The sequence below is a fragment of the Rhodoferax sp. genome (assembly GCF_030646845.1).
Lineage (GTDB): Bacteria > Pseudomonadota > Gammaproteobacteria > Burkholderiales > Burkholderiaceae_C > Rhodoferax.
The window spans coordinates 1-24,402 of record NZ_JAUSLE010000002.1 but is presented as its reverse complement, the minus strand read 5'-3'; the positions used below and the strand labels follow the sequence as shown (position 1 = coordinate 24,402).

Here is a 24,402-nt window from a genome sequence, read left to right as displayed (position 1 = left end):
AGTCATGAAAATATTGCTGCCTACCAGCAACAAAACCGTCTGTAGGGACAAGGGAATGGATTGAAGCGCGTTCATTCCGCGAATTATCCGGCACTCGTGCCCTTGGCCTGGCGCAAAAAAAACGCCCCGCGATCTGGATTGCGGGGCGCTTGGGGATCAAGTATCGAGCCTTCTTCGGGGCTCGATATCACCAATCAAGCGGCAGCACTTTCCTTGACGCAAGCCGCAGCGTCGGTGTAAACCTAGACCTTGTCAAAGTTCAGGTATTTATAAACCTAGACAATGTCCGCCATCAGTACCCCCATGTCTGCCATGTACTCTGCCTTGGTCGGGATACGCCCCAGCTTGGAACAGATGGCCGCCAGTTCGGCACTGCCCAGGTACACGTAGCTGTTCTTGCCCAGACGATTCGGGAAGTTGCGCGTGGAAGTCGAGAACACGGTAGCGCCTTCCCTGACCTGCGCCTGATTGCCCATGCACAGGCTACAGCCGGGCATTTCCATGCGTGCGCCAGCGGAGCCCAGCACGCCATAGTGACCCTCTTCGGTCAACTGCTTGGCGTCCATCTTGGTGGGCGGCGCCATCCACAGCTTGACCGGACTATCGCGCTTGGTCTCCAGCAGTGTGCTGGCGGCCCGGAAGTGGCCGAGGTTGGTCATGCAGGATCCAATGAAAACTTCGTCGATCTTGGCACCGGCGACCTCAGACAGCGTTTTCACGTCATCCGGATCGTTCGGGCAGGCCACGATCGGCTCGTGAATATCAGCCAGATCAATCTCGATGACGGCTGCGTATTCCGCGTCGGCGTCGCGTTTCAGCAGTTGCGGATCGGCCAGCCAGGCCTGCATCGCCTTGATCCGGCGATTGATGGTGCGCACATCGGAATAGCCCGAGGCAATCATCCATTTCAGCATCGTGATGTTGCTGGTGATGTACTCGATGATCGGTTCTTTGTTCAGGTGCACGGTGCAACCACCGGCGCTGCGCTCGGCGGAGGCATCGCTGAGCTCGAACGCCTGCTCGACCTTCAGGTCAGGCAAGCCTTCGATTTCCAGAACGCGGCCCGAGAATATGTTGACCTTGCCCTGCTTGGCCACGGTCAGCAAGCCCGCCTTGATGGCGTACAGCGGAATCGCATTGACGAGGTCGCGCAGGGTAATGCCGGACTGCAGCTTGCCCTTGAAACGCACCAGCACGCTCTCGGGCATGTCTAGCGGCATCACGCCGGTGGCGGCACCAAAGGCGACCAGGCCGGAGCCTGCAGGGAAGCTGATGCCAATCGGAAAACGCGTGTGGCTGTCGCCACCGGTGCCGACGGTGTCGGGCAGCAGCATGCGGTTGAGCCAGCTGTGGATGATGCCGTCACCGGGACGCAGCGGGATGCCGCCACGGTCGCTCATGAAATCGGGCAGCTCATGGTGCATCTTGACATCGACCGGCTTGGGGTAAGCCGCGGTGTGGCAGAACGACTGCATCACCAGGTCGGCTGAAAAGCCCAGGCAGGCCAGGTCCTTGAGCTCGTCGCGGGTCATCGGGCCGGTGGTGTCCTGGCTGCCCACGCTGGTCATTTTGGGTTCGCAATAGGTGCCCGGGCGAACGCCCTGGCCTTCAGGCATGCCGACCGCGCGGCCCACCATCTTCTGGGCCAGCGTGAAGCCGCGGCCGTTGTCTTCCGGACTGACCGGCAAGCGGAACTGGGTGGACAGCGGCAGGCCCAGCGCAAAACGCGCCTTGGCCGTCAGGCCGCGGCCGACGATCAGCGGAATGCGGCCGCCGGCGCGCACTTCGTCGAACAGCACCTCGCTCTTGAGCTTGAACTCCGCAATCACCTTGCCGTCTTTCAGCGCCTTGCCCTCGTAGGGACGCAGCTCGATCACGTCGCCCATGGCCATCTGGCTCACATCGAGCTCGATCGGCAGCGCGCCGGAGTCATCCATGGTGTTGTAGAAGATCGGTGCAATTTTGGAACCCAGGCAGGCCAGGTCTTTGAGCTCATCGCGGGTCATGGGGCCGGTGGTGTCTTGCGATCCGACAGACGTCATTTTGGGTTCGCAGTAAGTGCCGGGGCGCACGCCCTGGCCTTCCGGCAGTCCGACAGCGCGGCCGACCATTTTTTGCGCCAGAGTGAAGCCACGGCCATTGTCGACGGGGTTCTGCGGCAAACGGAACTGCGTTGACACCGGCAGGCCCAGCGCCCAGCGCGCCTTGGCCGTCAGGCCACGACCAATGATCAGCGGAATACGGCCACCGGCACGTACTTCATCAAACAGCACATCACTCTTCAGCTTGAACTCCGCAATCACCTTGCCGTCCTTGAGCGCTTTCCCGTCATAGGGTCGCAGTTCGATCACGTCGCCCATGGCCATCTGGCTCACATCCAGTTCGATTGGCAGTGCGCCGGAGTCTTCCATGGTGTTGTAGAAGATGGGGGCAATCTTGGCCCCCAGACACACACCACCAAAACGCTTGTTGGGCACAAACGGGATGTCCTCGCCGGTGAACCAGAGCACCGAGTTGGTCGCTGATTTACGCGAGGAGCCGGTGCCCACCACGTCGCCCACATAGGCCACCAGGTTGCCCTTGGCCTTGAGGTCGTTGATGAATCTGACTGGTCCGCGTTTGCCGTCTTCTTCCGGCGTGATGCCGGGACGCGCATTTTTGTGCATGGCCAGCGCGTGCAGTGGAATGTCGGGGCGGCTCCAGGCGTCGGGTGCCGGCGACAGGTCGTCGGTGTTGATCTCCCCGGCTACCTTGAAAACGGTGAGCCTGATCGATTCAGGCACCTCGGGACGGCTCGTGAACCATTCGGCATCGGCCCAGCTCTGCAACACCTCTTTGGCATATGTGTTGCCCTTGTCGGCTTTTTCCTTGACATCATGGAACTGATCGAACATCAGCAGGGTCTTCTTGAGGCCATTGGCTGCCACCTGCGCGACCACTGCGTCGTCGAGCAAATCGACCAGCGGGCTGATGTTGTAGCCGCCGAGCATGGTGCCCAGCAGTTCCGTCGCCTTTTCACGGGAGATCAGCGGGCATTTTTCCGTGCCGTGCGCGACCGCCGCCAGATAGCTGGCCTTGACCTTGGCGGCGTCGTCCACACCCGCTGGCACGCGGTGCGTGATCAGGTCCACCAGCGTTGCTTCTTCGCCTTTTGGCGGATTCTTGAGCAGCTCGATGAGTTCGCCCGTCTGCTTGGCAGACAGGGGCAACGGGGGAATGCCGAGGGCGGCGCGTTCCGCGACATGGGCACGGTAGGTCTGCAACATAAATACTCCTTCTTAATCAACAAAAATGGTCATGGCCCCTGTTAAATGGGCGCCGCATGCTATCTATTTAGTAGCAGCCACCACAGGCGCATCGAGTACGCTGGGGGCTGGATTCTTGATCAGCAGCTCGGCCATGGCGGCCTGGTCTGGACTCATGCACTCATCGGCCAACCGTTTGCCCAATTTCTGATTCATCAGCATGGACTTGTTGGCCAACTGCAACCAGACCGCCCCGCCTTGCGGATCTTCCAGCCGGATGGCACCCGTGCTGGTTTCAACCGGGAACATGCGGTACTTCTGGTTCTTGGTCTGAACATCGAAATAGCCCGGCGATTTGGGGTCTGCCGTCAAGGTCACAAAAGCGCCCAACTCGCATGGCAACTTGCCGTGGTACACGCGCTGCGCAATCGCCAGTTCGGCCGGTGTCAAGGCAGCTTCGGCCGCCATGATGCCGGAGGCCATCTGCGTGGCGGTGGTTTTGATTTCGACACGACTGGCCGGCGCGCGTGCCGCCTTGCTTTGCGCCTTGACGGTCGTCTGCGCCAGCAGGGCGACGGGCACGGCCACCAGGAACATGGATACAAGCAGTTTTTTCATCATTCGTAACCTCAGTCAATGGCCTTGGGCCGAAATCAAACCGAAAAATAGACCCGTGCTTCGTCAGGAAGACGCCGCCCAGTCTGATGTGCCCGCTCCAGCACTTGCCAGAAATAGCGGTAACTCGCGCGGTCATGCAACTTGCCGCCCAACGAGATGGGCGCCCAGTCTGCTTTCTCCGCAGCGGCCATGATATTCGCTGCCAGTTCAATCTCGTGGGCCTGGGGCGCAAATGCCTCCAGGATCGGCCTGATCTGGGCCGGGTGGATGCTCCACATGCGTGTGTAGCCCAGCGCACGGCAGGCCCGCGTCGCAGCAGCCTGCACCGCCGCCGTATCGCTGAATTCAGTCACCACACAATGGGCGGGCACTTTGCCCTGGGCATGGCAGGCCGACGCGATCTCCAGCTTGGCACGAAGCACCAGCGGATGTGAAAACTGGTCCAAGTCATCGGCGTCAGGGCTTGCCGCAATCCCCATCGCACTGGCCGGAATCGCCCCCCCGTGGCTTGACACGAAATCCATCAAACCAAAGCTCAGCGACTGCACGCGGGGGTGCGCTGCAATCTCGAAGGCCCGGTGAACCGAGGCTGGCGACTCAATCAGCACGTGCAACGGCAAGGGGTGCGACCGACCTGACCGACACGCCGCCTGGTCTACCAGCCGTGCCGCTCGATCAACATCTGCGACCGTTTCTACTTTTGGAATCATCACGTGGCACAAGGCAGCTGCCGCGCCGCCAACGATGATGTCCAGGTCCTGCTCGAACGCAGGATGGTCTACCGCATGCACACGCGCCGCAACGCGTGGCGTTATATCGAATGCTATATTTTTTGCAGCTAGATGCGCTTGATTGGCGAGGGCTACAACCATATTGGCATGGTCTTTTTCGCCGCCAACCGGGGCACCGTCTTCGCAGTCCAGCGTGACATCGAACACACAGGCACCGAACTCTGCAGACATTTCAGCCTGCAGAGCCAGGCTCTTGATCATCCGCGCCTCGACCCCGCTGTAATGGTCACAGACGGGCAGCGAAACTGCTGCCGCCTGCGCACCAAGGAGCACTTCACGCGGATGCCTCACAAGCCTGACTCGCTTTGACCAGTCAATAACTACAGCAGGTGGGCGACGCCGGCTTGCTCTTCCTGCAACTCCTTCAAGGTCTTGTTGATGCATTCCTGGCTGAACGCGTCAATCGGCAGATCTTGAACCACCTTGTATTCGCCACCCTCGCAGGTCACCGCGAAACCAAACATCGTGTCTTTGGGGATGCCGTACTGGCCATCCGATGGAATGCCCATGGTGACCCACTTGCCGTTGGTGCCCAGCGCCCAATCGTGCATGTGATCGATGGCGGCGTTGGCAGCCGACGCCGCTGACGACACACCGCGCGCAGCAATGATGGCTGCACCACGCTTGCCGACTGTGGGCAGGAAGGTGTTGGCATTCCAGTCCTGGTCGTTGATCATGTCCTTGACACTGGCGCCATTGATGGTGGCAAATCGGTAGTCAGCGTACATGGTGGGTGAATGATTGCCCCACACCACCAGCTTCTCAATATCGGCGACTGGCTTGCTGGTCTTGGCGGCGATCTGGCTCAAGGCACGGTTGTGGTCTAGGCGCAGCATGGCGGTGAAGTTCTTGCGTGGCAGGTCTGGCGCGCTCTTCATGGCGATGTAGGCGTTCGTATTGGCAGGATTGCCCACCACCAGCACCTTGACATTGCGACTGGCGACGGCGTTGAGAGCCTTGCCCTGGGCGGTGAAAATTTCAGCATTGACCGCCAGCAATTCAGCGCGCTCCATGCCGGGGCCACGGGGACGCGAACCAATCAGCAAAGCGTAATCCACGTCTTTGAACGCAGTCATTGGATCACTATGGGCTTCCATCCCGACCAGCAGCGGGAAAGCGCAATCTTCCAGCTCCATCATCACGCCCTTCAGCGCCTGCTGCGCTTTTTCCATGGGGACTTCCAGCAAACTGAGGATCACCGGCTGGTCTTTGCCCAGCATTTCGCCCGAGGCGATGCGGAACAGGATTGCGTAACCAATTTGACCTGCTGCGCCGGTGACGGCAACGCGGACGGGCTTTTTGCTCATGATGAGAACTCCAGAAGTGTTGTGAAACGGGTTGCTGGTGGCGGCTCTTCAAAGTTGCCTGAGCCCCACAGAATGCGGGCCGAGTTTACTCTGGAAAACCCTGAGACGTCAACTTGTCTTATGTCTTATATAAGATATGATTGTGCTTACTCGCTAACCATGCGCGGGATCAACCATCCATGTCACAAACACCTGTCCCTTCAACTGGAAACGCCTTCGCAGGCACCGACAGCGGTGCCCTTGCCAATGCGCAGGTGACGCCGGCTTTCAGCCCCCTGTACCAGCAGATCAAGGGCCTGATACTGAACAGCCTGCGCCTTGGCGAATGGAAGCCGGGCGAAGCAATTCCCAGCGAAATGGAGCTGGCAGCACGTTTTCGTGTCAGTCAGGGCACGGTACGCAAGGCCATCGATGAACTGGCCGCCGAGAATCTGCTCGTGCGCCGGCAAGGCAAGGGCACCTTTGTGGCCACCCATGCCGAGCAGCAGGTGCAATACAGGTTTTTGAAACTGATTCCGGACAATGGCGACACCAGTAGCGAGGGCCCGGCCCAGCGCCGGATCATTGATTGCAAACGCCTTCGTGCATCTGCCGACGTGGCACGCGCACTGGCCTTGCGCACCGGTGACCCGGTGCTGCAGGTACGCCGCGTTCTGTCCTTTGCCGACAAACCGACCATTCTGGAAGAACTCTGGCTACCGGGTGGCCCATTCAAGGGGCTTACCGCCGAGCGGCTAAGCGATTACCACGGCCCCATGTACGCCCTGTTTGAAACCGAGTTTGGTGTTCGCATGGTCCGGGCGGAAGAAAAAATACGCGCTGTGCTTCCTGATTCAGTGCAGAGTTCGCTATTAAAAATAGAGCAAAACACACCACTGCTGAGCGTGGAACGCATTGCATACACCTACAACGACGCCCCAATGGAGTTGCGTCGCGGCCTGTATCTGACCGATACCCATTACTACCGAAACGAGTTAAGCTGAAGCTCGGCAAGTCCCCTGACCTAACACAACAAAAATCAACTTAATTTTGAAACCTCTGTGTCAGCTTGCTGCAGTGCAATAGAATTTTGCCCTGGCAGCCTTCAGAAATTACAACGCAGTTACATCCACGAAAGCCTATCCATGACTGAGCTTGTCACCCCCTCCCAGAAAAAGCGGCCTGAATTCCGCAATATCAACGCCTTCAAAGATCTTCCTGGCTACCGATGGCCACTGGCGGCATTGGTGTCGGGGATGCACCGCGCCAGCGGTCTCATCATGTTCCTGTTGCTGCCCTTCATCATCTGGATGTTTGACAGCTCGATTTCTTCCGAAATCTCATTTGCTAAGTTCAGCAGAACTTTTGCAATCGGCCTCGAATTGGCGCGAGGATGGGTCGTGCCAGGATGGCTCATGAAGCTGGTCGCGCTCGCTCTGATCTGGGCCTATCTGCACCACTTCATCGCCGGTCTTCGCCACCTGTGGATGGACACCCACCACGCCGCCGTCAGCAAGGAGTTCGGCAAGTCATCAGCCGCATTCACGCTGGCTGTGAGCATTGGCCTGACGTTCATATTGGGTGCCAAGCTGTTTGGCCTTTATTAATTCTTTCGGATCAGATCTGCAACTCTGACCCCAACTCACCAGGAAACCGATCATGTCTGTCAATTACGGCTCCAAACGCATCGTTGTCGGCGCTCACTACGGTTTGCGTGACTGGCTGGCCCAGCGGGTCACCGCGGCCCTGATGGCCCTCTTCACCCTGCTGGTGCTGGCCCAGGTCATTTTCAGCAAAGGCCCCATCGGTTACGACCAGTGGGCCGGCATTTTTTCATCCCAGTGGATGAAGGCCTTGACCTTCACAGTCATCATCGCCTTGCTGTACCACGTATGGGTTGGCATGCGTGAGATCTGGATGGACTACATCCAGCCGGTCTGGCTTCGCCTGTCGCTGCAGGTGTTCACCATTGTCTGGCTGATTGCCTGCGCTGGCTGGGGCATTCAGGTCCTGTGGCGCCTGTAGAACGTTTTCAAAAAGACGTTTTCGAGACCCATCTTGTCGCATCCGACTACCAAGACTTCATAAAAATCATGACCGCAACATCCAAACTCCCCAAGCGCAAATTTGACGTCGTCATCGTCGGTGCCGGTGGCTCCGGCATGCGCGCTTCGCTGCAACTGGCCCGCGCCGGCCTGAACGTGGCGGTACTGTCCAAAGTGTTCCCGACACGCTCACACACCGTGGCAGCGCAGGGAGGCATTGGCGCGTCATTGGGCAACATGTCCGAAGACAACTGGCACTACCACTTTTACGACACCGTCAAGGGGTCCGACTGGCTGGGCGACCAGGACGCAATTGAATACATGTGCCGTGAAGCACCCAAGGTCGTGTATGACCTGGAGCACATGGGCATGCCCTTTGACCGCAACCCCGACGGCACGATCTACCAGCGCCCGTTCGGCGGCCACACGGCCAACTACGGTGAAAAGCCAGTGCAGCGCGCCTGCGCTGCCGCTGACCGCACAGGTCATGCCATGCTGCACACGCTGTACCAGCAAAACGTCAAGGAAAAAACCAGTTTCTTCGTTGAGTGGCTGGCCATGGACCTGATCCGCGATGCCAATGGCGACGTGGTGGGAGTCACTGCACTGGAAATGGAAACCGGGGACGTGCATATTTTCGAAGCCAAGACCACCCTGCTGGCCACCGGCGGCGCCGGCCGCATCTTTGCGGCCTCGACCAACGCCTTCATCAACACCGGCGACGGATTGGGTATGGCGGCACGGGCGGGCATTCCATTGGAAGACATGGAGTTCTGGCAGTTCCACCCCACCGGAGTGCACGGCGCGGGCGTGCTGCTGACGGAAGGTTGCCGCGGCGAAGGCGCCATTTTGCGCAACAGCAATGGCGAGCGTTTCATGGAGCGCTACGCCCCTGCCTACAAGGATCTGGCGCCGCGTGACTATGTGTCGCGTTGCATGGACCAGGAAATCAAGGAAGGCCGCGGCTGTGGACCGAACAAGGACTACATCAACCTCGACATGACCCACCTGGGTGCCGACACCATCATGAAGCGCCTGCCGTCGGTGTTTGAGATCGGCCACAACTTTGCGAACGTCGATATCACGAAGGAGCCGATTCCCGTCGTGCCCACCATCCACTACCAGATGGGTGGCATCCCGACCAATATCCACGGCCAGGTGGTCACGCAGAATGCTGACAACAAGAGCGAGGTGGTCAACGGCCTGTATGCGGTGGGTGAATGTGCCTGTGTCAGTGTGCACGGCGCCAACCGTCTGGGCACCAACTCGCTGCTCGATCTGCTGGTGTTTGGCCGCGCGGCCGGCAACCACATTGTTGAGTTCAACAAGACGACCACGCATAAAGAACTGCCTGCCGACGCCGCAGACGCCACACTGGCGCGCATTGCGCGTCTGGACAACGCCACTGGCGGCGAGTACGCGCAGGATGTGGCCAATGACATTCGGGCCACCATGCAACAACACGCAGGCGTGTTCCGCACCCAGGCCATCATGGACGAAGGCGTGACAAAGGTTGCCGCTCTGCGCGAGCGTGTCAAATCCATCGGCCTGAAAGACAAGTCGAAGATTTTCAACACCGCGCGCATCGAAGCGCTGGAAGTTGAGAATCTCATTGAAGCCGCACAGGCAACGATCGTGTCTGCTGCAGCGCGCCATGAAAGCCGTGGTGCGCATTCGGTGAATGACTACGGCGACACGCCCCAACACCCGAATGGCCGCAATGACACTGACTGGCACAAGCACACGCTTTGGCACAGCAAAAGCAATTCGCTGACCTACAAGCCGGTACAGATGAAGCCGCTGACGGTCGACTCTGTGCCGCTCACCGTGCGCAGCTTCTAAGTCCAGGTCCACCAGATTAGCGAGAACACCCCATGTCCAAACGCACCTTCCAGATCTACCGCTACGATCCTGATACCGACGCCAAGCCCTACATGCAGACCATCGAGGTGGAACTCGACGGTAGCGAACGCATGTTGCTGGACGCGTTGATGAAACTCAAGGCGCAGGATCCAACCATCAGTTTCCGCCGCTCATGCCGTGAAGGTGTCTGCGGATCGGACTCGATGAACATCAATGGCAAGAACGGCTTGGCGTGCCTCACCAACATGCGTACCTTGCCGGGCACCATTGTGCTGAAGCCATTGCCGGGTCTGCCCGTCGTGCGGGACCTGATCGTCGACATGACACAGTTCTTCAAGCAATACAACTCCATCAAACCCTATTTGATCAACGACAACGTGCCGCCCGAGAAGGAGCGTCTGCAGAGTCCTGAAGAGCGCGATGAGCTCAATGGCCTGTACGAGTGCATTTTGTGCGCCAGCTGTTCGACGGCATGCCCCAGCTTCTGGTGGAACCCAGACAAATTTGTGGGCCCGGCGGGTCTGCTGCAGGCCTACCGCTTTCTCGCTGACAGTCGCGACGAGGCCACCGGAGAGCGGCTGGACAATCTGGAAGACCCCTATCGCCTGTTCCGCTGCCACAGCATCATGAATTGCGTCGATGTCTGCCCGAAAGGACTCAACCCGACCAAAGCGATTGGCAAGATCAAGGAATTGATGGTTCTGCGCACGGTTTGATCAGGTATGGAAACCCGCGCTGTGACGCACCCCGAAGAACTGCTCGATGAGCGCGGCTTGAGCCGGCTGAAATGGCGCTGCCGCCGCGGCCTGCTTGAGAACGATATTTTCATCGAACGATTCTTCCGGCGCTTTGAATCGGGTCTGACCGTCAAGCAGTCGCAAGGTCTGAGCGATTTAATGGAGCTCAGCGACAACGATCTGCTTGACCTGCATCTGGCACGCAAGACACTTGCGCAAGTCGATGCAGAGCTGGATCGTGATGATGTACGTGAAGTTTTAGGTATGTTAAGAGAAACCCTTTGAGAGGTAGATGATGAAATTAGCTGACAACAAAGCCACCCTGTCGTTCAGTAACGGCAGCCCCAGTGTTGACTTGCCGGTGTACCAGGGCAGCGTCGGCCCCGATGTCGTGGATATCCGCAAGCTGTACGCGCAGACCGGCATGTTCACCTATGACCCGGGCTTTTTGTCCACGGCATCCTGCCAGTCCGCCATCACCTACATTGATGGCGACAAGGGTGAGTTGCTTTACCGTGGCTACCCGATTGAGCAGCTGGCCACCAACTGCGACTTCATGGAAACCTGCCATCTGTTGCTGTACGGAAACCTGCCGGATGTTGACGCCAAGGCCGCTTTCGTGAAGCGCGTCAGCAACCACACCATGGTCAATGAGCAGATGCAGTTTTTCCTGCGCGGCTTCCGTCGCGACGCCCATCCGATGGCCATCATGACCGGCTTGGTGGGCGCTCTGTCGGCCTTCTACCATGACAGCACCGACATCACGAACCCGGAACACCGGGAAATCTCGGCGATCCGCCTGATTGCCAAGATGCCCACCCTGGTGGCCATGGCGTACAAGTACAGTGTCGGCCAGCCTTACATGTACCCCAAGAACAACCTCAGCTACGCGGGCAACTTCCTGCACATGATGTTCGCCACCCCATGCGCTGACTATGTGGTCAACCCCGTCATCGAACGCGCTCTGGACCGCATCTTCGTGCTGCACGCCGACCACGAGCAGAACGCCTCCACATCCACCGTTCGCCTGTGCGGCAGCTCCGGCACCAACCCGTTTGCGGCCATTGCTGCAGGTGTGGCCTGTCTGTGGGGCCCCGCGCATGGCGGCGCCAATGAAGCCTGCCTGAACATGCTCGAAGACATCCAGAAAATGGGCGGTATTGCCAAAGTCGGCCAGTTCATGGAGCAGGTCAAGGACAAGAACTCCGGCGTCAAGCTGATGGGCTTTGGACACCGGGTTTACAAGAACTATGATCCGCGTGCCAAGCTCATGCAGGAAACCTGCAAGGAAGTTCTGGCCGCGTTGGGGCTGGAAAACGATCCCCTGTTCAAGTTGGCGATGGCGCTGGAAAAAATCGCGCTGGAAGACGAGTATTTCGTGTCGCGCAAGCTCTACCCCAACGTCGACTTCTACTCCGGCATCGTGCAGCGCGCCATCGGCATTCCAGTGGGCCTGTTCACTGCGGTCTTCGCGCTGGCGCGCACCGTGGGCTGGATTGCACAGCTCAATGAAATGATTGGCGACCCCGAATACAAGATTGGCCGTCCGCGCCAGCTGTTCACCGGTTCGGTCAAGCGGGACGTCCTGCCGATTTCCAAACGCTGATAGCGCGTCGTTTGAAACGCCCGCCGGATGGCAACACCGGCGGGCGTTTTGTTTGGAAGACGTCGCGGCTTCACAACGCCGCATAAAATCACGGATTGCCAAGGAAAAATCACATGGGACGCACCCTCTACGACAAACTCTGGGACGAGCACGTTGTCCATACCGAAGAAGACGGCACGGCCATCCTGTACATCGACCGCCACCTGGTGCACGAAGTTACCAGCCCGCAGGCCTTTGAAGGACTGCGCCAGGCGGGACGCAAGGTGTGGCGCGTCAGCTCCATCGTGGCCACCGCCGACCACAACACACCGACCACTGGCTGGGAACGGGGTTATGACGGCATCACCGACCCCACCAGCAAAGAGCAGGTCGTGACGCTGGACACCAATATGCGCGAGTTTGGCTCGGCAGCCTACTTCCCCTTCCTGTCCAGACGCCAGGGCATTGTCCATGTCATCGGGCCCGAAAACGGCGCCACCCTGCCAGGCATGACGGTAGTGTGCGGCGACTCGCACACCTCCACGCACGGTGCATTCGGCGCCCTGGCCCACGGCATTGGCACCAGCGAAGTGGAACATGTGATGGCCACGCAAACCCTGCTGGCCAAGAAGGCAAAAAACATGCTGGTGCGAGTCGATGGCACACTGCCACGCGGCTGCAGCGGCAAAGACATCGTGCTGGCCATCATCGGCAAAATAGGCACGGCAGGCGGCAACGGCTACACCATTGAATTTGCCGGCTCGGCCATTCGTGCCTTGAGCATGGAAGGTCGCATGACTGTGTGCAACATGGCCATTGAGGCAGGCGCCCGTGCCGGGCTGGTCGCAGTGGACGAAAAAACCATCGAGTATGTCAAAGGCCGGCCGCTGGCGCCAGGCCACAGCGCCGCCAACGACGCGGCCGCGGCGGTGGAATGGGATCAAGCCGTGGCGTACTGGAAGACCTTGCACTCCGACGCCAACGCCCGGTTCGACACCGTTGTTGAACTCGATGCGGCTCAGATCATTCCGCAAGTCACCTGGGGTACGTCTCCCGAGATGGTGCTGGGCATTGATGGCCGCGTGCCCGACCCCGATAAAGAGAAGGACGCCAACAAGCGCAGCGCGATCGAGCGCGCGCTGGTCTACATGGGACTGGAGCCGGGCAAGGCGCTGAACGACCTGTATGTCGACAAGGTTTTCATCGGTTCCTGCACCAACAGCCGGATTGAAGACATGCGTGAAGCCGCGGCGCTGGTCAAGAAGCTGGGGCAGAAAGTCGCCAAGACCGTCAAGCTGGCCATGGTCGTGCCCGGCTCGGGCCTGGTCAAGGAGCAGGCCGAACGCGAAGGTCTGCATGAGATTTTCAAGGCCGCCGGGTTCGAATGGCGCGAGCCCGGATGCTCCATGTGCCTGGCCATGAATGCCGACCGGCTGGAGCCGGGTGAGCGTTGCGCATCCACCAGCAACCGGAACTTTGAGGGCCGTCAGGGTGCCGGCGGACGCACACATCTGGTCAGCCCGGCGATGGCCGCCGCCGCTGCCATTCACGGCCATTTTGTGGACGTCAGGAAATTTGTCTGAGACCATAGGCAAAGGAAATCACCATGCAAAAATTCACCCTGCACACCGGCCTTGTCGCCCCGATGGACCGGGAAAACGTCGACACCGACGCCATCATTCCCAAGCAATTCCTGAAATCCATTCGGAAGACCGGGTTTGGTCAAAATCTGTTCGACGAGTGGCGGTATCTGGATGCGGGCTTTCCCGGCCAGGACCCCGCCAGCCGCAAGCCTAACCCGGACTTCGTGCTCAATCAGCCGCGGTATCAGGGCGCGTCCATTCTGCTGGCGCGCAAAAACTTTGGCTGCGGCTCGTCGCGTGAACACGCCCCTTGGGCCCTCGATCAATACGGCTTTCGAGCCATCATTGCGCCGAGCTACGCTGACATCTTCTTCAACAACAGCTTCAAAAACGGTTTGCTGCCCATTGTGCTGAGTGAAGCGCAGGTCAGCCAGCTGTTTGACGAGGCCGCGGCCTTCCCCGGTTACGCCCTGACCATCGACCTGGAGCGGCAGGTCATCGTCAAGCCCGATGGAGAAGAACTGCCCTTCGAGGTGGAGCCATTTCGCAAGTATTGCCTGCTCAATGGTTTTGACGACATTGGTCTGACTTTGCGCCAGGCGGACAAGATCAAGGCTTTCGAAGCCCAGCGTCTTGCACAAAAACCATGGCTAGCCCGCACGCTGATTTCGTAAGCATCTATAAAATTAATAGCGAGTCAATCTCATCATGAAAATTGCAGTATTGCCAGGCGATGGCATTGGTACCGAAATTGTGGCGGAGGCCGTCAAGGTCTTGAAGGCCCTCGATCTCAAGTTCGAGATGGAAACCGCACTGGTCGGTGGTGCCGCGTATGAAGCGCACGGCCACCCCCTGCCGGACGCCACGCTCAAGCTGGCCAAAGAAGCAGATGCCGTGCTGTTTGGTGCAGTCGGCGACTGGAAATACGACAAGCTTGATCGTCCGCTGCGTCCCGAGCAGGCGATTCTGGGCTTGCGCAAGAACCTGGGACTGTTTGCCAACTTTCGGCCCGCCATCTGCTACGAGCAGCTGGTCGGCGCCTCAAGTCTGAAACCCGAACTGATTGCCGGCCTCGATATCCTGATCATTCGCGAGTTGACTGGCGACATCTATTTCGGCCAGCCACGCGGCCGGCGCATCGCCACTGACGGGCACTTCCCCGGCGCCGAGGAAGCGTTCGACACCATGCGCTACTCACGTCCCGAAATCGAGCGCATTGCCCATGTTGCCTTCCAGGCCGCCCGCAAACGCAGCAAGCGCGTAACCAGCGTCGACAAGGCCAACGTGCTGGAGACCTTCCAGTTCTGGAAGGATGTGGTCACTGAAGTGGGCAAGGAATACCCCGACGTGGAACTCGACCACATGTACGTGGACAACGCCGCCATGCAGCTGGTGCGTGCGCCCAAGAAATTTGACGTGGTGGTCACCGGCAACATGTTCGGTGACATCCTGAGCGACGAGGCCGCCATGCTCACAGGCTCCATCGGCATGCTGCCCTCGGCTTCCCTGAATGCAAGCAACCAGGGCCTGTATGAGCCGAGCCACGGCAGCGCGCCGGACATCGCCGGCAAAGGTATCGCCAACCCCCTGGCAACCATTCTGAGTGCCGCCATGATGTTGCGGTTCAGCCTGAACCAGGAAGCGGCGGCCCAGCGCATTGACGACGCCGTGAAATCGGTCCTGGCGCAAGGACTGCGCACGGCCGACATCTTCAGCGAAGGCACGACCCGGGTCAGTACCGCGGAAATGGGCGCAGCGGTTGTCAGGGCGCTGAAATAGTTTCGCTTACAATTTAATGATGCACTGCAACACGCTCATACGTCACCAATTGGCAGCACTCGCATCGCGCGGGGCCGGTGGCATGGGCGTGTCGATCTTCGCTGCAAGCACCAAAACGACAACCATTAAAGGCTGACACAGCCCGGTTCGTCGCGCCCCACCGGCCAGACGAGCCGGGCAGATGAAATTCCTGTATTTCGACAATATCTGAAAGGGCAACATGATGAAAATTGGAAATGTGGTCGGCCTGGTAGGCTGGCGCGGCATGGTCGGTTCCGTATTGATGGACCGCATGCAGTCCGAAGGTGACTTCGACCTGATTGAACCCGTGTTCTTTTCAACCTCCAATGCAGGCGGCAAGGCGCCAGCTCAGGCGAAGAACGAATCCACCCTCAAGGATGCTTTTGATGTTGCCTCGCTCAAGAAATGCGACATCATCATCAGCGCGCAAGGTGGCGACTACACCACCGAGGTATTCCCCAAACTGCGCGCAGCGGGCTGGAAGGGCCACTGGATTGACGCTGCCTCCACCCTGCGCATGAATGACGATGCCGTCATCATCCTGGACCCGGTCAACATGCCGGTCATCAAGAACGCGTTGACCAAAGGTGGAAACAACTGGATTGGCGGCAACTGTACGGTGAGTTGCATGCTGATGGGCGTGGGCGCCCTGTACAAGGCGGGGCTGGTCGAGTGGATGACCAGCATGACCTACCAGGCGGCATCAGGCGGTGGCGCTCAGCACATGCGCGAATTGCTGACTCAATTCGGCACCCTCAACGCGGAGGTCAAAGGCCTGCTGGACGACCCCAAATCGGCCATCCTGGAGATTGATCGCAAGGTCCTGTCCAAACAGCAATCGTTGACAAGTGCCGAAACGGCCAATTTCGGCGTGCCCCTGGGCGGCAGCCTGATCCCCTGGATCGACAAGGATCTGGGCAACGGCATGAGTCGCGAAGAATGGAAAGCTGGGGCCGAGACCAACAAGATTTTGGGCCAGGGCGCCGCCTTTGGGACGGCTGAGACCCCGGTGGACGGTTTTTGCGTGCGCATTGGCGCCATGCGCTGCCACAGTCAGGCCTTGACATTCAAACTCAAAAAGAATGTGCCTACTGCCGACATTGAAGCCCTGATCGCCGCCGACAACGCCTGGGTCAAAGTGGTTCCCAATACACGCGAAGCCAGCATGCACGATCTGACGCCGGTCGCCGTCACGGGAACACTGGGCATTCCGGTAGGACGCATTCGAAAACTCGCGATGGGCCCGGAATATGTCGGTGCCTTCACCATTGGCGACCAGCTTTTGTGGGGCGCCGCAGAGCCCCTGCGCCGCATGCTGCGAATCTTGCTGGCGGCCTGAACCGGGCATTGGCGGAATTCGAACGACCTCTCATGGCACCTGATCGGGCATGACAGGCCGTTGTCGGTTCACAACATAGAAACCATGGGATTGGACCCTGACTTCGGGCGATTCAAAGTTAAAAGGTTTCTCAGCTTGTCAGCGTAAGGCATTGATGTTAAGGTACTTTTCAGGTTTTTAGTATCGAGGCATTTGTTCGCATAATGAGACATTTTTTTCCAGCCGCCCGAACACCGGAGTCCACAAATTGATAGCTAACTCACATCGCTGGCAAAAAACTGCCATGGCGGCCGCCGCCGCGGCGCTTTTCGGCCTTTGGGCATCGAATGCGACGGCACTGTCGCTCGGACGCATCACGGTCCAGTCGGCACTTGGAGAGCCATTGCGTGCGGAAATCGATGTTCCCGATATCAATGCCGAAGAGGCCGCCTCGCTGAAGGCGGCCGTTGCGCCACCGGACGCATTCCGGGCAGCCGGGCTGGAATACAACCCGGCCATGTCAGGCCTGCAAGCCACACTCCAACGACGCGCAAACGGGCGTGCCTATATCCGTTTGAGTAGCGACCGGGCTATCAATGATCCGTTTGTGGACATGATTCTGGAAGCCAGCTGGGCATCGGGTCGCATTGTTCGCGACTACACCATGTTGTTTGACCCGCCAAGCCTGCGACAGGCGAAACCCGCCGCGCCCACCGCTGCGCAGGTTCCGGCCCAGCCCCCGGCCAGCGGTGCGGCTGCCCGTGCGCCAGTTGCGCCACCGCCGGCAGCGACGCAACCGGCTGAGCCCCGAACGGGTCCCACCAGGACGCCAGCCCCACCAGCCGTGGCCCGGGTGCCGAGCACCGGAACGGAGCAAGTGACCGTCAAGTCCGGCGACACTGCCAGCAAAATAGCTACCGCGACAAAACCAGCCAACGTGTCGCTGGACCAGATGCTGGTCGCCCTGTTGCGCGCCAACCCCGAAGCGTTCGTAGACAACAATGTCAATCGCGTCAAGGCCGGCTCGGTCATGAACGTCCCTACGGCGGAGCAGGCTGGTGCAACCCCTGCCGGGGAGGCTTCCCAGATCATTGTTGCGCAGAGCAAGGATTTCAACGAATTCCGCCGAAGGCTTGCCACCAGTGCACCGAGCGCCCAGGTGGCAGCCGCTGACCGGAAAGCCAGCGGCACTGTGCAAGCCCAGGTTGAGGACAAGAAACCCCTCACGACGGCGCCTGACAAACTCACGCTGTCAAAAGGGGCCCTGCAAGGGAAACCTGCTGAAGACCAGTTGGCCAGGGAACGCAGTGCCAAAGACGCTGCCAGCCGGGCTGCTGAAGTCTCCAGGAACATCAGCGAGCTCAACAAACTGGGAGCCGCGTCGAGCGTGGTTGCACCCAGCCTGACAGCGTCCGCAGCGGCGGCGGCCTCGGGCCCCGCGACAGTGGTCGCGGCCGTCACAACGCCGGCGCAAGCGGCCTCCGCAGCAAGCATGGCGCCAGAGCAGGCAGCGAGTGCGGCGGCATCGACGCCCCTCACCCCGCCTGCCCAGACGGTTTCCGCACCAGCAGCCCCCGCATCCGCGGCGGCAAAGCGCCCCGTAGTTGTGCCAGCCCCGCAGCCCGAAGTCGGCATGGTCGATGAACTGATTGAAAACCCATTGGTCCCGGCTGGCGCCATTGGCTTGATCGCTCTTTTGGCCGGTTTTGGGTTCTACCGGGCTCGGCAGCGCAAGAATGCGTCCCAGGTCGACAGCGTCTTCCTGGAGAGCCGTTTGCGGCCTGACTCGTTCTTTGGCGCCAGCGGCGGGCAGAGCGTCGATACCAATGACAGCTCCGCGACCGGCTCCTCCATGGTGTACTCGCCCAGCCAGCTTGACGCGGTAGACGACGTCGACCCCGTCGCCGAAGCGGATGTCTATCTGGCCTATGGCCGCGATCTGCAGGCAGAGGAAATCCTGAAGGATGCCCTGCGCAGCAACCCCGGACGCATCGCGATCCATCACAAGCTGCTTGAGATTTTCGCCAAGCGGCGTGACACGAAAGGCTTCGAGGAGATTGCCACACTGGCCTTCAAAGTGACCAACGGCGAAGGACCCGACTGGGAACGTGTTTGTGAACTTGGCCTGGGCATAGACCCAGCCAATGCCCTGTACCAACCCGGCGGGCAACCGAATAATCCGGATGGCACGCCTTCACGGCCGGCGCCACTTGACTACGCGAGCAGTTCGGTGGACACCGGAGGTCCCGTCGCCGTGCAAGCCAATGCGTTTCAGCCTTCAGGTGCCATGGATCTGGACCTGGACCTCGATTTCGCCCTTGACGAAGAACCCGCCAGCGTCATCCGTGAGGCCACGGCGAGCATTGCAGAACCGGCCCCGGCTGCCGCGCTCGACCTGGACTTCGGATTGAGTACAGAGGCGATGGAACCCTTCGAGGCACCACAGGCCGCTGTTGACACCGATGCCATCGAGTTCTCCCTCCCCGACCTGGAAGTCGAGGACAACAGCCTGACCATGCCTTCTGCCGCCAGCGAAGATTTCACCCAACAGGCGGCCACCAGTTTTGGAGCCACCCGCCCGGCGCCGTTGCCCAGTTCGGAAACTGAAGCGCCGCCGCCAGCACCGGATCTGACCATGCTGGAGTTTGACCTCGGATCATTGTCACTTGACCTGGGAGATGCGCCAGAGGTGGAGACCGCCGCTGCTGCGCCAGGCGCGCACGAAGACCCGCTGGGAACCAAGCTGGCGCTCGCTGAAGAATTCAGGGCTATTGGCGACGACGACGGTGCCCGCGCCTTGATCGAAGAAGTGATCTCGGAAGCGTCGGGTGACATGAAAATCAAGGCGCAACGCGCCCTGAGCAATCTCTAGTCAGGCTCGCTGTCATCGATCGCCGATGGCAGCGACATGAACTTACCGTGAGGTTGGCACTCGGAATCAGCTACAACGGGCAGGCCTACCAGGGTTGGCAAAGCCAGTTATCCGGCCAGACCGTGCAGGACAAACTCGAAATGGCCTTGGGCCGGTTCACCGGGCAAAGGGTTTCAACTTTGTGCGCGGGCCGAACCGATTCGGGCGTGCACGGTCTGATGCAGGTTGTCCACTTCGACACCCCACTGGAGCGCGCCACATCTTCCTGGGTACGTGGCACCAACGCCTTCTTGCCCCGCGACATCGCAGTGGAATGGGCGCAGGCGGTACCAGATCAATTCCATTGCCGTGCCAGCGCGTTGTCGCGCCGCTACGCCTACATACTGATGGAGTCGCCGGTGCGCCCCAGTGTGGACGCCGGTCGTGTCGGTTGGGCTTACCGCCCCCTGGACATGAACGTGATGCGGCAGGCAACGGCACATCTCCTGGGCACGCACGACTTCACCTCCTTTCGAGCCTCTGCCTGCCAGGCCTTGTCGCCCGAAAAGACGCTTCAGCGCATCGAGATTTCGCGGCGCGGCGCCTATTGGCGGTTTGAGTTTGAGGCCAACGCGTTCTTGCACCACATGATCCGAAACATCATGGGTTGCCTTGTTGCGGTGGGGCAGCACAAGCACCCCCCCGATTGGATACAGGAGGTACTGCTGGCCCGCAATCGGGACGTTGCAGCGCCAACATTTTCACCGGACGGGCTTTATTTTCTCGGCCCCCGCTACGCGCCGCACTGGGGGCTACCGGATCGCACGCCTGCGTATGATGGATTGCCATGACATCAAACCAACTGAGCGCCCAACGCACGCGAATCAAGATTTGCGGTCTGACCCGTGAAGCGGATGTGGACGCGGCGGTGGCCGCTGGCGCGGATGCCATCGGCTTTGTGCTCTATGAAAAAAGCCCGCGCCATGTGTCCGTTGAGCGTGCCGCTGAACTGGCCCGACGGCTGCCGCCGTTTGTCACACCCGTCCTGCTGTTCGTCAATGAGAGTGCTACAAAAATAATAGCTGCGTGCGCTTCTATCGCGGGGGCTACAGTCCAGTTTCATGGGGAGGAAACGCCGGAGCAGTGCCTGGACGCAACGCACCAGGGTGCCCGATCATTCTTGCGGGCAGCACGCATTCCGCTGGGCGATGCCGGCCGCCACTTTGATCTCGTAAAATATGCACAGGATTACTCAAAGGCCCAGGCCATTTTGCTCGACGCACATGTCGACGGGTATGGTGGTGGCGGGCAAACATTCAATTGGTCACTTCTGCCTCCAAACGTCAACGCTCACCTCGTCTTGAGTGGTGGGCTGAATGCTGCAAACGTGGCCGACGGCATCCTGCAGGTTCGGCCACGGTGTAAAACGCTGGCCGTCGATGTGAGCTCGGGGGTGGAGATGTCCGGTCCAGGAAACAAGGGCATCAAGGACCTCGAAAAAATCAACCAGTTTGTTGCCGCCGTTCGAGCGGCCGACAGACAACTTGCAGAGATTTCAACAAATGTTTGAGTATCACCAACCTGACCCGCGGGGTCACTTCGGCATTTATGGCGGCAGTTTCGTCTCCGAAACGCTGACGCACGCCATCAACGAGCTGAAAGCGGCCTACGCCAGATACCAGTTCGACCCCGCCTTTGTCGCCGAATTCAACTACGAGCTGGCGCACTTTGTGGGCCGCCCCTCCCCGGTTTACCACGCCGACCGGATGAGCCGTGAACAGGGTGGCGCGCAGATCTTTCTCAAGCGCGAGGACCTGAACCACACCGGCGCCCACAAGATCAACAACACCATCGGCCAGGCGATGCTGGCCAGACGCATGGGCAAACCGCGGGTCATCGCCGAGACCGGTGCCGGCCAGCATGGTGTTGCCACCGCCACCATCTGCGCCCGCTACGGTCTGGAATGCGTGGTCTACATGGGCAGCGAAGACGTCAAGCGGCAAAGCCCCAATGTGTACCGCATGAAGCTGCTGGGCGCCAGTGTGGTGCCGGTGGAGAGCGGTAGCTGTACGTTGAAGGACGCGCTCAATGAGGCCATGCGCGACTGGGTTGCCAACGTGGACAACACCTTCTACATCATCGGCACCGTCGCCGGGCCGCACCCCTACCCCATGATGGTGCGCGACTTCCAGAGCGTCATTGGCACCGAATGCCTGAGCCAGATGCCCGAGATGAACGACGGCAAGCAACCCGACGCCGTCGTCGCCTGCGTGGGCGGCGGCAGCAATGCCATGGGCATTTTTTACCCCTACATCACCCATGAGCAGACCCGCCTGATTGGCGTGGAAGCCGCCGGCGAGGGCATGGACAGCGGCAGGCACTCGGCGTCGCTGCAGCGCGGCCTGCCCGGCGTGCTGCACGGCAACCGCACCTATGTGTTGCAGAACGAGGATGGCCAGGTTACCGAAACCCACAGCATCAGCGCCGGCCTGGACTACCCGGGCGTGGGCCCCGAGCATGCATTCCTGAAAGACATCGGACGCGCCGAATATGTCGGCATCACCGACACCGAAGCGCTGTCAGCCTTTCACTACCTGTGCCGCACCGAAGGCATCATTCCGGCGCTGGAGTCGGCCCACGCGGTGGCCTACGCCATGAAGCTGGCCAAAACCATGCGCACCGATCAGAGCATTCTGGTCAACCTTTCAGGCCGCGGCGACAAGGACATCGGCACCGTGGCCGACCTGTCGAACGCCGACTTTTACTGCCGCCCCTCGTGCCACGGCCAGAGCATCAAAGGCAGCGCGCAAGTCGTGGAGTTCAAGCCATGAGCCGCATCACACCCACCCTGGACGCGCTGCTGTCCCAAGGCCGCAAAGCCCTGATTCCTTACGTCACTGCGGGCTTCCCATATGCCGACATCACGCCCGAGTTGATGCACGCCATGGTGGCGGGCGGCGCCGACGTGATCGAGCTGGGCGTGCCATTTTCCGACCCCAGTGCCGACGGCCCGGTGATCCAGAAGGCCGGCGAAAAGGCACTGGCCCAAGGCGTCGGCCTGCTCCAGGTGCTGGAGATGGTGCGCGCATTCCGCACCCGGGACAACACCACGCCCGTGGTGCTGATGGGCTACGCCAACCCGGTCGAGCGCTACGACATCAAGCATGGCGCAAGCGCCACCGAAAGCGCCTTTATCCGCGATGCCGCCGAGGCCGGCGTGGACGGCATGCTGATCGTGGACTACCCGCCCGAAGAGTGCGTGGAATTTGCCGCCAGGCTGCGCGCCCACGGCATGGACCTGATCTTTTTGCTGGCGCCCACCAGCACCGATGCGCGCATGGCGCAGGTGGCCCAGGTCGCCAGCGGCTACGTGTATTACGTCTCGCTCAAGGGCGTGACCGGCTCCGGCGCGCTGGATGTCGATGCCGTGGAAGCCATGCTGCCGCGCATTCGCCAGCATGTGCGCGTTCCCGTGGGCGTTGGTTTTGGCATTCGCGATGCCGCCACGGCCAAGGCCATCAGCAAGGTGGCGGACGCCGTGGTGATTGGCAGCAAGATCATCCAGCTGATTGAAAACCAGCCCCGCGACAAAGTGGCCGCCGTTGCCCAGGCCTTTTTACAAGAGATCCGTAACGCCCTGGACTGACTTTTGGCCCCGCATAGCCAGCGCATAATGGCGCTTTTCGACTTGCGCCAGCAGGTTTACTGCAGCGCAACACCACAAGGACTGACTTCATGTCTTGGTTAGAAAAACTCCTCCCCCCAAAAATCAGCCACACGGACCCGACCGAGCGCCGCAGTGTGCCGGAAGGCCTGTGGATCAAATGCCCGAGTTGCGAGGCCGTGCTCTACAAGACCGACCTGGAAAAAAACCAGAATGTCTGCCCGCAGTGCAGCCACCACCACCGCATCGGCGCACGCGCGCGGCTCAATGCCTTCCTGGACGGCGAAGGCCGCTATGAACTGGGGCAGGAAGTGCTTCCCGTCGATGCGCTCAAATTCAAGGACAGCCGCAAATACCCCGAACGCCTGAAAGAAGCCTTGGAAAACACCGGTGAAACCGACGCGCTGGTGGTGCTGGGCGGCTCGGTGCTGGGTATCGGCCTGGTGGCCGCCTGCTTCGAATTCGAGTTCATGGGAGGCAGCATGGGCTCGGTGGTCGGCGAGCGCTTTGTCCGTGGCGTGCATACCGCCATTGAGCAAAAGGTGCCGTTTGTCTGCTTTACCGCCACCGGGGGTGCACGCATGCAAGAGGGGCTGCTTTCTCTCATGCAGATGGCCAAAACCAATGCCTCGCTGACGCACCTGGCCAAAAAAGGTCTCCCTTTCATCAGCGTGCTGACCGACCCGACCATGGGCGGTGTCAGTGCCGGCTTTGCCTTTTTGGGCGATGTGGTGATTGCCGAGCCCAAAGCCCTGATCGGTTTTGCCGGGCCGAGGGTGATTGAATCGACCGTGCGCGTGACCTTGCCAGAAGGTTTTCAGCGGGCAGAATTTCTGCAGACCAAGGGCGCTGTGGACCTGATTTGTGACCGCCGCGAGTTGCGCAAAACCATTGCCAACACGCTGGCCATGCTGACGCGCCAAAGCGCCGATGCCGTGGCGTGAATCGCTGCCTGAGAGTGTGGTCCCGCCGACAGGAATCGAACCTGTATTTCACGCTTAGGAGGCATGCGCACT

The 24,402-nt window shown here is 60.1% G+C and carries 20 protein-coding genes and 2 pseudogenes; 17 read left to right on the top strand and 5 right to left on the bottom strand.

The window, feature by feature from the left end; genetic code table 11:
* Window positions 1-278: 278 nt before the first annotated feature.
* The 5 genes and pseudogenes from Q7T10_RS20760 to Q7T10_RS00180 all read right to left on the bottom strand — a co-directional run.
* Window positions 279-1,976 (bottom strand): annotated as a pseudogene (locus tag Q7T10_RS20760) (bifunctional aconitate hydratase 2/2-methylisocitrate dehydratase); the annotation flags it as partial.
* A gap of 3 nt (window positions 1,977-1,979) precedes the next feature.
* Window positions 1,980-3,266, bottom strand: a pseudogene (locus tag Q7T10_RS20755) (aconitate hydratase B); the annotation flags it as partial.
* A gap of 63 nt (window positions 3,267-3,329) precedes the next feature.
* Window positions 3,330-3,863, bottom strand: coding sequence for a hypothetical protein (locus tag Q7T10_RS00190; RefSeq protein ID WP_304744595.1), 534 nt, complete (start codon window positions 3,861-3,863; stop codon window positions 3,330-3,332).
* A 35-nt stretch (window positions 3,864-3,898) separates the two neighbouring features.
* Entirely contained in the window at window positions 3,899-4,945 is a 1,047-nt protein-coding gene (locus Q7T10_RS00185; protein ID WP_304744593.1) for a CoA ester lyase, read from the bottom strand.
* 29 nt (window positions 4,946-4,974) lie between these two features.
* The gene (locus Q7T10_RS00180) at window positions 4,975-5,961 is read right to left on the bottom strand and encodes a malate dehydrogenase (protein ID WP_304744591.1); all 987 of its coding nucleotides are present in this window, start codon (window positions 5,959-5,961) and stop codon (window positions 4,975-4,977) included.
* Between the two features lie 179 nt (window positions 5,962-6,140).
* Here Q7T10_RS00180 and Q7T10_RS00175 point away from each other — a divergent pair, with 179 nt between their 5' ends.
* The 17 genes from Q7T10_RS00175 (at window position 6,141) to accD (ending at window position 24,330) form a co-directional block, all read left to right on the top strand.
* The gene (locus tag Q7T10_RS00175) at window positions 6,141-6,944 is read left to right on the top strand and encodes a GntR family transcriptional regulator (RefSeq protein ID WP_304744589.1); all 804 of its coding nucleotides are present in this window, start codon (window positions 6,141-6,143) and stop codon (window positions 6,942-6,944) included.
* Window positions 6,945-7,085: 141 nt separating this feature from the next.
* Entirely contained in the window at window positions 7,086-7,547 is a 462-nt protein-coding gene (gene sdhC / locus Q7T10_RS00170; protein ID WP_304744587.1) for a succinate dehydrogenase, cytochrome b556 subunit, read from the top strand.
* Between the two features lie 52 nt (window positions 7,548-7,599).
* Window positions 7,600-7,965 (top strand): succinate dehydrogenase, hydrophobic membrane anchor protein, encoded by a 366-nt coding sequence (sdhD, locus tag Q7T10_RS00165; RefSeq protein WP_304744585.1) that lies wholly within the window; start codon window positions 7,600-7,602, stop codon window positions 7,963-7,965.
* A gap of 68 nt (window positions 7,966-8,033) precedes the next feature.
* Window positions 8,034-9,827 carry a succinate dehydrogenase flavoprotein subunit gene (gene sdhA / locus Q7T10_RS00160; protein ID WP_304744583.1) on the top strand — a complete coding sequence of 598 codons (1,794 nt, stop codon included), beginning with the start codon at window positions 8,034-8,036 and terminating at the stop codon, window positions 9,825-9,827.
* Between the two features lie 32 nt (window positions 9,828-9,859).
* Window positions 9,860-10,564 carry a succinate dehydrogenase iron-sulfur subunit gene (locus Q7T10_RS00155; RefSeq protein ID WP_304744581.1) on the top strand — a complete coding sequence of 235 codons (705 nt, stop codon included), beginning with the start codon at window positions 9,860-9,862 and terminating at the stop codon, window positions 10,562-10,564.
* A 6-nt stretch (window positions 10,565-10,570) separates the two neighbouring features.
* Window positions 10,571-10,870, top strand: a complete 300-nt coding sequence (locus tag Q7T10_RS00150; protein ID WP_304744579.1) for a succinate dehydrogenase assembly factor 2 — start codon at window positions 10,571-10,573, stop codon at window positions 10,868-10,870.
* 10 nt (window positions 10,871-10,880) lie between these two features.
* On the top strand, window positions 10,881-12,191 hold the full coding sequence (gene gltA, locus Q7T10_RS00145; RefSeq protein WP_304744577.1) for a citrate synthase: 1,311 nt from the start codon (window positions 10,881-10,883) through the stop codon (window positions 12,189-12,191).
* Window positions 12,192-12,304: 113 nt separating this feature from the next.
* Window positions 12,305-13,753, top strand: coding sequence for a 3-isopropylmalate dehydratase large subunit (leuC, locus tag Q7T10_RS00140; RefSeq protein WP_304744575.1), 1,449 nt, complete (start codon window positions 12,305-12,307; stop codon window positions 13,751-13,753).
* A gap of 23 nt (window positions 13,754-13,776) precedes the next feature.
* Window positions 13,777-14,427 carry a 3-isopropylmalate dehydratase small subunit gene (gene leuD, locus Q7T10_RS00135; RefSeq protein ID WP_304744573.1) on the top strand — a complete coding sequence of 217 codons (651 nt, stop codon included), beginning with the start codon at window positions 13,777-13,779 and terminating at the stop codon, window positions 14,425-14,427.
* A 34-nt stretch (window positions 14,428-14,461) separates the two neighbouring features.
* Window positions 14,462-15,532: a 3-isopropylmalate dehydrogenase gene (gene leuB / locus Q7T10_RS00130; protein ID WP_304744571.1), complete on the top strand. Its 1,071-nt coding sequence runs from the start codon at window positions 14,462-14,464 to the stop codon at window positions 15,530-15,532.
* Window positions 15,533-15,761: 229 nt separating this feature from the next.
* Window positions 15,762-16,892 carry an aspartate-semialdehyde dehydrogenase gene (asd, locus tag Q7T10_RS00125; RefSeq protein WP_370653700.1) on the top strand — a complete coding sequence of 377 codons (1,131 nt, stop codon included), beginning with the start codon at window positions 15,762-15,764 and terminating at the stop codon, window positions 16,890-16,892.
* Window positions 16,893-17,139: 247 nt separating this feature from the next.
* Entirely contained in the window at window positions 17,140-19,743 is a 2,604-nt protein-coding gene (locus Q7T10_RS00120) for a FimV/HubP family polar landmark protein (protein ID WP_370653699.1), read from the top strand.
* A 47-nt stretch (window positions 19,744-19,790) separates the two neighbouring features.
* On the top strand, window positions 19,791-20,573 hold the full coding sequence (gene truA, locus Q7T10_RS00115; protein ID WP_304744567.1) for a tRNA pseudouridine(38-40) synthase TruA: 783 nt from the start codon (window positions 19,791-19,793) through the stop codon (window positions 20,571-20,573).
* Entirely contained in the window at window positions 20,570-21,292 is a 723-nt protein-coding gene (locus Q7T10_RS00110; protein ID WP_304744564.1) for a phosphoribosylanthranilate isomerase, read from the top strand. The genes truA and Q7T10_RS00110 overlap by 4 nt, the downstream gene beginning before the upstream one ends.
* Window positions 21,285-22,553 carry a tryptophan synthase subunit beta gene (gene trpB / locus Q7T10_RS00105; RefSeq protein ID WP_304744562.1) on the top strand — a complete coding sequence of 423 codons (1,269 nt, stop codon included), beginning with the start codon at window positions 21,285-21,287 and terminating at the stop codon, window positions 22,551-22,553. Before Q7T10_RS00110 ends, trpB begins: the two co-directional genes overlap by 8 nt.
* Window positions 22,550-23,368, top strand: a complete 819-nt coding sequence (gene trpA, locus Q7T10_RS00100; RefSeq protein ID WP_304744559.1) for a tryptophan synthase subunit alpha — start codon at window positions 22,550-22,552, stop codon at window positions 23,366-23,368. Before trpB ends, trpA begins: the two co-directional genes overlap by 4 nt.
* 89 nt (window positions 23,369-23,457) lie before the next feature.
* Window positions 23,458-24,330, top strand: coding sequence for an acetyl-CoA carboxylase, carboxyltransferase subunit beta (accD, locus tag Q7T10_RS00095; RefSeq protein ID WP_304744557.1), 873 nt, complete (start codon window positions 23,458-23,460; stop codon window positions 24,328-24,330).
* Window positions 24,331-24,402: the final 72 nt, after the last annotated feature.